Genomic DNA, 11372 nt, shown 5'->3' with positions numbered 1-11372 from the left:
CGGTGGGGGTGGTGGTGAGGATGGTGTCGGGGGTGTCGCTTTCGCGGAGGTGGATCGTTTCGGTGGTGGGGGAGGCGGCGAGGTACAGGCAGTTGGCCTGGTCGCCGCTGAAGGTTGATTTCTGCCAGTCGAGGGCGGACATGCTGGTGCTCCCTAGAGGGTGTACAGGATGTGTTGTACGAGGCTGAGTGAGTCCTTGGCCGCGTGCCTGACGGGGATCACCGTGGCGTCGATGGGTGGGAGCGCGGCGGTGCCGAGGCGGTCGAACTGCTTGCGGTATTTGGTGACTTCGTCAGTGCCGTGCAGGAACATCGTCAGTGCCGTGCAGGAACATCGACTGCGCCGGGTGCTCCATGAGTACGGTCTCCAGCTCCCCGCTGTGCGAGGCGATGTGGCAGAACGGCGTGGTGAGGGCCGAGACCGCGACGGCGGTGAAGGGCACGAACTGGATGGTCACATGGGGTAGTTCGGCCAGTTCGACCAGCCTCAGGAGTTGCTCGCGCATGACCGACGCGCCGCCGAAGCGCATGTGGAGGGCGGCCTCGTGGATCACGGCGTGCAGATGGGGTGGCTGGTCGGCGGCAAGGATGCGCTGGCGTTCCTGACGGAAGTGCACCGCGGTCTCGATCTCGGCTGCGGTGCGCACGGCATCACTCGCCTCGAAGATGGAGCGGGTGTACGCCGGCACTTGGAACAACCCGGGCAGGAACAGCGACTCGTACGAGCGAAGTTCCGTGGAGGCCTCCTCCAGCTCTGCCAAGTCCAGGGCCGAGGTGGGGAGTTGGTCCCGATAGGCGCTCCACCAGCCCTTGCCGCTGGCTTCGGCGAGGCTCACAAGGCCCTCAACGTAGGTTGAACTAGTGACCCCATAGGTGGTGCAGAGGGTACGGATACGGTCGGATGCGATGGGGGTTCGGCCACTCTCGACGTGGGTGAGGTGCACGCGACCCATCCCGATGACGGCTCCGGCCTCGTTCAGGGTCATCCCGGCCTGCTCGCGCTGCTTCTTGAGCTCGGCGCCCAGTCGTAGCTGCCGGGCGGTGGGGCGGGTACGCAAAGCCAACGCGGTTTCTCCTCGGTGAGATGGGGGTCAGTTTGCCGGGGTGGGGACGCATGGTCCAGCAAGGTCGGAGTTCAGGTTGAACAAGTAACCCCATCTTCGCTACGTTGAGTTCGGCGACGCTCACGCAGTGATGTCGGAAGCCTCGCCGTCGACGTATGCGTACACGCACGCCGTGTCGCGGAAGTGCACCGCTGATCCGCGACCCCGTTCCGGGCGGGGTCGTGCCCATGGGGCGGCGAGCCACCGCGGCCGGCGTCGTCGACGAGGCAGTTCATTCCAGATTCCCGCGTCCAGCATCCAGTCGCCTTGGAGGCGTCAGCCATGGAACTTCCGCTCACCTACACGCTGTTCACCCCTGCCGTCGTGACCTCGCCGAAGGTCTGCCGGGACTTCGTACGGTCCACGCTGGAGACCATCGGGCTCGGGGAACTCGCCGATACCGCCGCCCTGTGCACCTCGGAGCTGGTGACGAACGTGCACCGGCACGCACCGGGTGACGTACATCTGAGAGCGGCCGTCGCACGTACGCATGTCCGCGTCGCCGTGTATGACGGGAGTCCGCGGACGCTCTCGGCGTCCCGGCGGACGTCGCCTCAGGACACGGGTGGGCGAGGGCTGTTCCTCGTCACTGCCCTGTCCGACCTCTGCGGAGTGATGTCTACGGAGCAAGGCAAGGGTGTGTGGTTTCAGTTGGATGTTCCGCCGCGGGATGCGGTCGGCGGGTCAGCGTGGTAACCGGCGGGTGCCGGCGGTCAGCTGTACGGAGTGCGGGAGTGTGTCGGCATTGTGGACGTCGCCACGGCCGCTCAAGCTCACGTGCTTGAGCTCAGGATGCGAGGCCAGCGGAGCGAGGTCGATCGCGTCGGCGTCGTGGACGTACAGCGACGTCAACGCCGGGAAGACCGTCGTGGTCAGCCTTAGATCGGCCGTCCCATGGTCGGCCATGAGCTGGACTACCCTGATGTTGTCCAGCGGAGTGCCAGTGTCCGCCAGGCTCGATTGCTCGGCAGTGCTCAGGCCCAGCGCTTCGAGCTTCTTCAGGCTCGCGATCGCCTGCCAATCCTCGGGGGTTAGGGGAGTGGCCAGGTGCAGTCCAAGCTGGTACAGAGACCGGAGCTCGGTCAGTGCCGTGAGGCTGTGTGCGTTCGAGGGCAGGAGGAGGCAAGACAGTGGCGCTGCTGGCGAGATGATGTCGAGGCCCGGCCATTCGGTGTCGGAGCTGAGGCTGAGCATGGTGAGCTGGGAGAGTTCGCGCAGCGGACCGAGGTCCGTGACCTGCGGGAGCCTCTGGAGGATAAGCGTGGTCAGGGGCAGCCTCGTCAGCGGAGCGAGGTTGGAGATGCCCGCGCAGTCCGCCAGGGTGAGTTTGTTCAGGTTCCGGAAGCTGGTGACGAACTCGAGATCGTCGATGGCGGAGTTGTCCACCAGGTTGAGGCGCTGCAGCCGGCCGGGCGGGAGGGCCTGAGTGATCTGGGCACCCGTGAAATCCCCTTGGCACGCTACCGAGCCGTGGCCACCGAGACGTTCGAGTGACGCAAGTTGCTCCTCGGAGCTCACGGTGATGAGCGCCTCCTGCTTCGCCCGGAGGTACCGGATGATCTCGTTCGCGTACGTCTCCGTGTCGAACCGGTCCCAGCAGCTCCCGAGCACGGTGTTCACCGACTGGCTCTCATGGTCCCGGTATCGCACCAGGCACGACAGGGCCGCGTCCCCGCCGATCAGACCCGCCGTGCGCACCACCAACGCCGCTTCCGTCTCGTCTGCCACACAGTCCGGTGCGGGCAGCAACTCGAGGACGATCGGCCCGAGATCAGCCAGCTCCACGGCCTCCTGGTAGCTGCGCGGCGGTATCAGCTCCCCGGCCCGTCTCTCCACCTCTTCCCGCACCGTCGGATCCAGCTTCGCCGCGTGCTCCAGGCAGGCCATGGCCAGGAGCTCCAGGCGGGGCCGATGTTCCGGTTCCGCGTCGCCGCGCTCCAGCAAGCCCCGCAGGAGCCTCGCCCGTTCGTCCGGCCGGGCGTGGGCCACTGCCATGCGGACGACGTCCTCCCACTGGTCCAGGTGCGCGTGTCGGGCCAGAAGGTCGAAGTCGCGTTCCTCGATCGCCGCCCGTGCCCCCAGGTAGTCCTGGAAGGTGCGATGTACGAAGTCCACGGCGTCCAGGGTCGGTTCGCGCAGCAGACCCGAGCGGTCCAGGAGGTAGCGCAGGATGTCCTCCGGCGAGCCCTGTTCCGCTACGTACGGCATGGAGGGGAGCAGGCGCTCCAGTTGGGCCACCGCGTCCGCGCGGTCCATCTCGGAGCGGCCGTTGCGGATGAGCCAGTACGCCAGCTTCTGGAGGAGTTCGATCTGCGACTCCTCGTCGAGCTCTGTCTCCATGGCCATGCCGCGTTCGCGGTCCCGTCGCTCCAGAAGCATGGAGAGCGCGGCGTCGTACAAGGCTTTCCGGCCGCGAGGAAGGAAGCCTCGGCGCTCGCGGTGGAGGGCACAGATCAGTGCACACATCAGGGGGTTGGTGGCCAGCCTGCCCAAGTCCTGTTTCGTGCGGGTCGTGTTCAGCAGGGTCTCGCCGAGGGCGGGGTCGGCGCCCGCAGCCTCGTGCCAGCGGCGGATGAATACGGCGATGTTCTCGCGGCTCATGCGGGCGAGCGTCATCTCGGTGAAGTCCTCGCCACCCAGCCAGTCGTCGCGTACGGCCGAGGGGCGGGACGTCACGAGCCACAGGTTGCCGGGGAAGGCGGTGAGCAGGTCGCGGAGCCAGCGGCGGGCGGGTTCACGTTCCTGCTCCGGGACCTCGTCCATGCCGTCGATCAGGAGTAGACCACGTCCGGCAGTCAGAACGCGGTCCGCCCAGCCCGGCGGCTGGGAGCCGGCGAGTGGGCAGCTGACCGACGTCAGAAAGTCAGCGGGGATTGGCAGTTTCGCGCCGCCGCGCGTCAGGGTGCGTAACGGGAGGACGAAAGGCACCCGGCCCATCAGGTGGGCCAGTCGGCCCGTGAGCCTGTCCTGCTGGGCCGCCGAGACGGCCAGCCACTGCACGAGCGTCGTCTTGCCCGAGCCCGCCGCACCCCGCAGCAGTACTCGGTGGTGTCCGGCGAGCGCGTCCTCGACCGGCTGGGGTGGTGACGCCGTCCAACGTTCGGCGAGAAAGTCCCGGTCTCCGTCGGGACTCGGCTGGTGTTCCGGCTTTCGGGTCGCCTTCAGACTCAAGTACGCCGTGGCCAGGGGCCATTCACCGCACTCGTTGAGGTCGATGCCGTAGATCGTGAGGTGGCCGTATTTGCGCGCAATGTACGTCGCGTAGCGTTCCTCGAAGCCCGCGTCCTCCGCCGAGCGGGACGCCAGGCGCTCGATGAGGATGTCCGTACGCGCGATCAGTTCGTCCAGCCGCCGGCTCTGCTCTACGAGCGTGCGGGCGACAAACGTGGAGCGTTGGGTGAGGAAGTGCAGGATGTGCAGGCAGCACTTTTCCAGTAGCTCGGAGTAAAGAGACTCGCAGTCCTGGCTGAGGTGCTGTACGAGTCGAGGCCCTCCGGCCTTGCCGTGCAGCTTGCCCGCCAGAGTCCGATGTCCCAGCCGTACCGCCTCCGCGTCGTCGATATCCAGGTCGCTCAGCGCGTACAACGTGCGCTCCAACGCGTCCGTGACGGCCGTCAGCTCCGTAACGGCCGTCTCCCGGGCGGCCGCACGCCGCACCAGCTCCCGTACGAGCTTGCGCAGGTCCTTGTCCTCCAACGTGCGCTTCTCGCCCTTGAAGGACACCAGGGCGGATATCCGTACCGGCCGTTCCACCAGCCCGGCCCCGGGTCCCTCCCGTACGAACAGCTTCCGCACCAAGGGTGCGACGACGCTCGACGCGATGCGGACCCCGACTGTCCCCGGATCGACCATGGTTCGAGCGTAGGCCAACGGGCTTGAGGCCAGGGCGTGTTGGCCTATGAGGGAGCGCATGCCTGGATCGCGTGCCGCCCGCCATGGGGATCAGCTGCCCCCGTGGGCATCGCTGTCCCCCTTGGGCGGCGGGGTGCCGATCTTGATTCCGGCCGGTGCCTGCTGGGCCACGGTCGCACTCACATCTGTCGCCACGTGGACGACCTTGAGGTTGGGGAAGGCCGACAGCCAGGCCAGGCCTTCGACCGGATGTGGCGCATCCAGCCAGAGCCGGGTGAGCCGCTCGCGCACGATGAGTTCTATGAGCTCCTCGACCCGGTAGGCGCCGACGACTTGTATGTGTTCCCAGCCGCCGAGAGAGCGGAGCGTGCGGAGGTCATCGGATGTGCGTGCCACGATGTGGGGCTGCTGGGGCATGTGCGCGAGGATTTCGCGGGCGTAGAGCTCGCGGTCGAAGTAGTGCCAGGAGTCGGCCAGGGCCTGCTGTCCCCATTTGCCCGGGTGATTCCGAAAACGGGCCAGGAAATGCAGCGCGGCCTCACTGCCCAGACGGGCAGCAATATGGACCACACGGAGTGCCGTGGCGTCGTTCATTCCTTCCGGCCGCGGCAAGAGGGCCAGCACCAGATCACCTCCAGCCTGTGCCAGCTCCTGAGCCTCTGGGACGCCGCGCGGCGGAATCAGCGACTCCAGCCCCTCCTCCACCAGCGTCCGCACGGAAGGCTCCACCTCGGCCGCGTACCGCAAACCCGCCGCAGCCAGCAACTTCCCCCGTGACGTCCCCTGCCCCACCAGCCGCCGCAGCATCTGCTCCGCCTCCTTCGGCCGCCCATGTGCGATGGCAAGCAGGATGACGTCCTCCCACTCGTCGTTCTCGGCGTTGTTCACCAGCAGGTCGAAGTCGAGCTCCTGCACGGCCAGTCGGGCCCCGAGATAGTCCTGAAACGTCCGGTGGAGAAAGTCCACCCGCCCGTCCGCGGGCTCACGCAGCAATCCGGACCGCAACAGCAGTGACCTGTATACGTCCTCGGCGGTCCCGTCCAGACTCACCGACGGCATCGCCTGCTTGATGATGTGCAGCGCGTCCGAACGGTCCATCTCCGAGCGGCTGTTGCGGATCAGCCACCAGGCGAGCTTCTGGAGCAGCTGCACCTGCGTGGCGTACGGGATGCGCACTCCGTCGGGGTGGCCCAACTCCCGCTCGCGGTCCCGCCGTTCGAGGAGCATCGTCAGGGCGGCCTCGTACAGGGACTTCCTGTCCTGCGGGAGGAAGCCGCGCCGGTCGCGATGGAGGGCGCAGAGCATGCCGCACATCAGCGGATTCGTGGCGAGCCGGTTCAGCTCGGAGGTGGTCCGTACGGCGTGCAGCAGAGAGACTCCCACCGCCTCGTCCACTCCGGCGGCGCGGTGCCAGCGCCGCACGAAGGTGGCGACGTCGTCGCGGGCCATGGGGGAGAGGGTGAGTTCATCGAAGCCCGCGGTGCTCAGCCACTTTTGCGGAACCGCCGAAGGCCGCGAGGTGACGAGCCACAGATTCCCCGGGAAGGTCCGCACCAGCTCCCGCAGCCACCGCCGGACCGCCGCGCGGCGGTCACCGGCGATCTCGTCGATCCCGTCGACCAGCAGGACACCCCGCCCGGCGCGCAGCACACGCTCCACCCAGCCGGTGGGCTGTTCCCCGGCGACGGGGCAGCCGACCGCCTTCAGGAACTCCCCCGGGAGGGGAAACTCCGCCCCCGGCCGGACGATCCGGCGCATCGGCAGCACGAACGGCACCCGTCCGATCAGATGCGTCAGCCCATGGTCGTGCGTACGGCTTGCCGTCGTCACCGCGAGCCACTGCACGAGCGTCGTCTTCCCGGAGCCCGCGACGCCACGCAGCAGCACCTGGTCGTGCTGGGCCAGCACGTGCTCGGCGGACACATGGAGGCCGCTCTGCTCGCCCTGCTCCTGGGTCGCCTCCAGGCTGAGATACGCCGTGTCCAGCGGCCACTCGCTCGTGCCGGCGTACACGTCCAGGCCGTAGATGGTCAGCGTGCCGTACCGCTGCGCGATGTGGTTCGCGTACCGCGCCTCGAATCCCGCGTCCTCGGCCGTCTGCGACGGCAGCCGCTCCAGCAGGACATCCACCGCCTGGACCAGCCGGGCCAGCTGTCGGCTCTGGGCTGTCTGCTGCCGGGCGATGTACGTGGAGCGCTGCGTGAAGAAGTTCAGGATGTGCAGCGAGGCGGTGTGGAGCAGCTGATCGTAGAGGACCTCGCCGTCACCGCTGAGGCCGACTGCGACGACGGCCGCGTTGGAACGGAGCCTGCGCGCGAAGTCCTCGGGGCCCATGGCCACGGCTTCGTAGTCGTGGATCGTGATGTCCCCGAGCACCGCGAGTGAGTGGGCGAGCACGTGCTTGACCGCCACCGCCTCCGCCGCATCCACCGGGCGTTCCCCTGGTCCCGCGGCCTTCAGCGCCCTGCGGACCAGTTCCTCCGCGACCTTCCCGGCGTCCTTCGGCGTCACGCTCGTCTTCTCGCGCCTGAACGACACCAGCGCCGAGATCCGCACCGGCTTGCTCACCAGCCCAGCCCCCGGCTGGTCCTTCACGAAGAGCTTCCTGATCAGTGGCGTGACGATGCTCGACGCCAGCCGGACCCCGACGGCTGCTGGTTCCACGGCGTTCCCCCGAACGTTCCCCCGATGGCACGGCCACTGTCCGATCAGCGTAGTGCGCGTCACATCCCAGGATGCCTGGATCTTGTCGGCCGGTGACATGACGCACAGGCGATTTGTCCGGTACTAGGGCTAGTAGTAGTGATGCGAGATGGGGCAAAACGGACCTTTGGTTTGAGGGTCGGAAGGGTGTCCCAGTGTTGGTCGGTTCGGGCTCGGAGGGGTGCGTTTGGTGTGTAGGCAGGGGCTGTGAAGTGCGGTTAAACCGGACTTCCAGTAGGAAACATGGGCGATCTCGTGTGGGGCGGGGTGTCTGTCAAGGAATGGGAAGTTTTAGCGTCAAGTACGACTTCGGGTCGTAGATAAGCCTTTTGTGGGACAGCGGGAGCCCGGGTTACCAAGGGATGCCTCGCCCGGCGCATCGACAGCGCGCCGGGTGCGTTCATGTCCGTCACCCGGAGGTAGTCCCCCATGTCGCAGCGCACCACCAAGTCCCACCATCTCGGTACGTCCCCGATCCGCTCCCGGGCGGCTGTCATAGCCGTCGGACTGGGGGTGTCGGCCGCTCTGGGGGCCGGGGTCGCGGCTGCCGCCGGCGGTGAGGCGGGCGCCGGGGCGGTGCCGGGTGTCGCTGCCACCTCCGTCAAGCAGCAGGCCGCCGCTCAGGCCAAGGCCGCGTCACAGGCGAAGACGGCCGCTCAGGTCAAGGCCGCCGAGGGCGCGAAGCAGGCCGCTGCCAAGAAGGCCGCCGTCAAGAACGTCGCCGTCAAGAAGGCCGCGAAGCCTTCCTGGGTCGACCCCGTTGCGAAGTACAAGCTCTCCGCCAGCTTCAACCAGGCCGGCAACATGTGGAACTCCACCCACTCCGGCCAGGACTTCGCCGTCGCCTCCGGCACCCAGGTCGTCGCCGCGCACGGCGGCACCGTCGTCAAGGCCGGAGGCAACGGCGCCGGTGACGGGCCCGCGTACGGCAACGCCGTCGTCATCAGGCACGGCAACGGCACCTACTCGCAGTACGCTCACCTCTCGCGGATCGACGTGAGGGCCGGGCAGGTCGTCGCCACCGGCCAGCACATCGCGCGCTCCGGCAACACCGGCAACTCCAGCGGTCCGCACCTGCACTTCGAGATCCGTACGTCGCCCAATTACGGCTCCGCGATCGACCCCGTGCGCTTCCTGCGTACGAAGGGCGTGACCGTGTAAGTGGCGTGTAATCGGCGCTCAGGGAACACCCGTAGGCGACGCTCAGGGAACCCCGTAGTGGGGCTCACGCGCCCCCGTGTGCCTGCGTCATCAAGTCGATCGCGACCTCCAGGACCGCCTTGCGCTTGTCCTCGGGGTCGCCTTCGACCTCCTTGAGGGCGAACATCCCGGCGTGCATGGTGAACAGCGCGCTGATGCAGCGGACCTGGTCGGTCAGTGCCGCGTCCGGCTGCTTGATGATCTCCACCATGGCCAGCATGCGGTCCTTGAACGTCTCGCCGATGCTCAGTTCGCGTACTGTCGCCTGGTTCTCCTGCACGAAGCGGAAGAGCGGGGCCGCGTCGCTGAGGGCCTCGCTGTAGCGGCGCAGGACCTTCTGCTTGGTCTCCAGCGTGTGCGGCTGGCCCTTGGCCCACTCGATCAGCTCGTCAAGCGGCTTCGTCAGATCCCGGAAGAGGCTGATGAGGATGTCTTCCTTCGTCTTGAAGTGGTAGTACAGCGCCGCCTTCGTGACGTCGAGCCGCTCCGCGATCTCCCGCAGAGACGTCTTCTCGTAGCCCTGCTCGGCGAAGAGCTCAAGGGCCACGTCCTGGATGCGCTGGCGGGTGTCCCCGCGGCGTTGCTGCCTGCTGCCGCCCATCGTGGCTGCTCCTCGGTAAAGAAAAACTTACTTGACGCCCGGCTAGTTGCGAGGCTACTTTCCCAGTGTAGCCAGCTTGCCGGGCGGCAAGTAAGTAGCGGGGCGGTAATCAGGGGAGTGGGGACGGTGGCGGACACCAAGGCAGTCGGCAAAGCCCGAAAGGCGGCCGGCAAGACACGTAAGGCCGGGGCGGCCAGGACGGTCGGCAAGGCCGGTACAGGCGGGACGGTCGACGTAACGGGCAGCGGGGGCAAGGAGCCCAGGAGCGTGCGCGTCGTCCTTGGCGCGCTGATGATCGCGATGATGCTCGCGATGCTCGACAACATGATCATCGGGACCGCCATGCCGACGATCGTGGGCGAGCTGGGCGGGCTCGAGCATCTGTCGTGGGTCGTCACCGCCTACACCCTCGCGACCGCCGCCTCCACCCCGATCTGGGGCAAGCTCGGCGACATGTACGGGCGCAAGGGCGTCTTCATGACCTCGATCGTGCTCTTCCTGATCGGGTCGGCCCTGAGCGGCATGGCTCAGGACATGGGGCAGCTGATCGGCTTCCGGGCCGTTCAGGGGCTCGGCGCCGGTGGTCTGATGGTCGGCGTCATGGCGATCATCGGCGATCTCATACCGCCCCGGGAACGCGGCAAGTACCAGGGCATGATGGCCGGCGTGATGGCGCTCGCCATGATCGGCGGACCGCTTGTCGGCGGCACCATCACCGACAACTGGGGCTGGCGCTGGTCCTTCTACATCAACCTGCCGCTCGGCGCCGTGGCACTCCTCGCCATCAGTGCCGTACTGCATCTGCCCAAGAAGCGGGCGCAGGCCCGGATCGACTACCTGGGTGCCGGGCTGCTGGCGGTGGGCATCACCGCGATCGTGCTCGTCACCACGTGGGGCGGCACCGAGTACGCCTGGGGCTCTGCCGTGATCATGGAGCTGATCGGGATCGGGGTCGCCGCGCTGGTCGGTTTCGTCTTCGTGCAGACCAGGGCGACCGAGCCGGTGATGCCGCTGCACATCTTCCGCAGCCGCAACTTCTCGCTGATGTCGATCATCGGGTTCATCACCGGGTTCGTGATGTTCGGCGCCGTGCTGTTCCTGCCGCTGTACCAGCAGTCCGTGCAGGGCGCGTCCGCGACCAACTCCGGGTTGCTGCTGCTTCCGATGCTCGGCGCGATGCTCGTCGTGTCGATGGTCGCGGGGCGGGTCACCACGAACACCGGCCGGTACAAGGTCTTTCCGGTCGTGGGCAGTGTGCTGATGGTCGTCGGGCTGTTTCTGCTCGCGCAGATGGACACGGATACGTCGCGGTTCACTTCCGGTGTCTACATGGCGGTTCTCGGCGCGGGCATGGGGTGCCTGATGCAGATCACCATGCTGGTCTCGCAGAACAGCGTCGAGCTGAAGGACATGGGTGTCGCTTCCTCCTCGTCGACCCTGTTCCGTACGCTCGGGTCGTCCTTCGGGGTCGCGATCATGGGGGCGCTGTTCAACAACCGGGTCCAGGATGTGATGTCCGAGCGGGCCGGGGCGGTCGGGTCCGCGGTCACGGAGCGGTCCGCGCAGGTGGATGCGGCGGGTCTGGCGAAGTTGCCGGAGGCGGCTCGGGAGGCGTATCAGCATGCGGTGTCCTCCGGTACGCATTCCGCGTTCCTGCTCGGTTCGATCGTGGCCGTGGTTGCTCTGGCGGCGGCTGTGTTCGTGAAGGAGGTTCCGTTGAAGGGGGCGCCTCAGGCTTCGGCTTCGGCCGAGGATCAGGTGAGTGACGTTCCGTCGAAGGGGGCGGTGGCGGAGACCGTCTGAGCGCCCGTTCGGACCGGACCGGACCGGACCGAAGACCCCCGGCGGGTGTCCGCCCCGGGGGTCTTCTTGGTTGGTTCGCCCCCGCCGCCCCTACCCGTCCCGTCCCATCCC

At 67.4% G+C, this 11372-nt stretch carries 9 protein-coding genes; 3 read left to right on the top strand and 6 right to left on the bottom strand.

Annotated elements, in window-relative coordinates:
* The 3 genes from G5C60_RS46515 to G5C60_RS46510 all read right to left on the bottom strand — a co-directional run.
* Positions 1-142: DUF397 domain-containing protein (locus G5C60_RS46515; protein ID WP_165269632.1), on the bottom strand; the 142-nt coding region annotated here is incomplete at its 3' end.
* 11 nt (positions 143-153) lie between these two features.
* Positions 154-312: a hypothetical protein gene (locus G5C60_RS52820; protein WP_241267572.1), complete on the bottom strand. Its 159-nt coding sequence runs from the start codon at positions 310-312 to the stop codon at positions 154-156.
* Complete coding sequence (locus tag G5C60_RS46510; RefSeq protein WP_241267571.1) at positions 293-1063, bottom strand: helix-turn-helix domain-containing protein; 771 nt, start codon at positions 1061-1063, stop codon at positions 293-295. The genes G5C60_RS52820 and G5C60_RS46510 overlap by 20 nt, the downstream gene beginning before the upstream one ends.
* Before the next feature lie 321 nt (positions 1064-1384).
* Here G5C60_RS46510 and G5C60_RS46505 point away from each other — a divergent pair, with 321 nt between their 5' ends.
* Positions 1385-1798 (top strand): ATP-binding protein, encoded by a 414-nt coding sequence (locus G5C60_RS46505; protein WP_165269630.1) that lies wholly within the window; start codon positions 1385-1387, stop codon positions 1796-1798.
* On the opposite strand, the gene G5C60_RS46500 is transcribed toward G5C60_RS46505, so the two are convergent.
* Positions 1787-4954: an NACHT domain-containing protein gene (locus G5C60_RS46500; RefSeq protein WP_165269628.1), complete on the bottom strand. Its 3168-nt coding sequence runs from the start codon at positions 4952-4954 to the stop codon at positions 1787-1789. The genes G5C60_RS46505 and G5C60_RS46500 overlap by 12 nt on opposite strands.
* A gap of 90 nt (positions 4955-5044) precedes the next feature.
* Positions 5045-7618, bottom strand: coding sequence for an NACHT domain-containing protein (locus G5C60_RS46495; RefSeq protein WP_338146128.1), 2574 nt, complete (start codon positions 7616-7618; stop codon positions 5045-5047).
* A gap of 468 nt (positions 7619-8086) precedes the next feature.
* On the opposite strand from G5C60_RS46495, the gene G5C60_RS46490 reads away from it, so the two are divergent.
* Positions 8087-8818, top strand: coding sequence for a M23 family metallopeptidase (locus tag G5C60_RS46490; protein WP_165269624.1), 732 nt, complete (start codon positions 8087-8089; stop codon positions 8816-8818).
* Between the two features lie 64 nt (positions 8819-8882).
* Here G5C60_RS46490 and G5C60_RS46485 read toward each other — a convergent pair whose 3' ends face one another.
* The gene (locus G5C60_RS46485) at positions 8883-9458 is read right to left on the bottom strand and encodes a TetR/AcrR family transcriptional regulator (protein ID WP_165269622.1); all 576 of its coding nucleotides are present in this window, start codon (positions 9456-9458) and stop codon (positions 8883-8885) included.
* A 267-nt stretch (positions 9459-9725) separates the two neighbouring features.
* Between G5C60_RS46485 and G5C60_RS46480 the strand changes: the two genes are divergently transcribed.
* A complete protein-coding gene (locus tag G5C60_RS46480; protein WP_338146129.1) occupies positions 9726-11261 on the top strand; it encodes an MDR family MFS transporter in 1536 nt (511 codons plus the stop codon).
* Positions 11262-11372: the final 111 nt, after the last annotated feature.

This window comes from Streptomyces scabichelini, assembly GCF_011045015.1.
Lineage (GTDB): Bacteria > Actinomycetota > Actinomycetes > Streptomycetales > Streptomycetaceae > Streptomyces > Streptomyces scabichelini.
This window is presented reverse-complemented; position numbering and strand designations above follow the sequence as displayed.

Bases quoted from the DNA above. Each gene is read 5' to 3' on its own strand.
- G5C60_RS52820 (WP_241267572.1), bottom strand. From the start codon at position 312: ATGTTCCTGCACGGCACTGACGAAGTCACCAAATACCGCAAGCAGTTC.
- G5C60_RS46505 (WP_165269630.1), top strand. From the start codon at position 1,385: ATGGAACTTCCGCTCACCTACACGCTGTTCACCCCTGCCGTCGTGACC.
- G5C60_RS46500 (WP_165269628.1), bottom strand. From the start codon at position 4,954: ATGGTCGATCCGGGGACAGTCGGGGTCCGCATCGCGTCGAGCGTCGTC.
- G5C60_RS46490 (WP_165269624.1), top strand. From the start codon at position 8,087: ATGTCGCAGCGCACCACCAAGTCCCACCATCTCGGTACGTCCCCGATC.
- G5C60_RS46485 (WP_165269622.1), bottom strand. From the start codon at position 9,458: ATGGGCGGCAGCAGGCAGCAACGCCGCGGGGACACCCGCCAGCGCATC.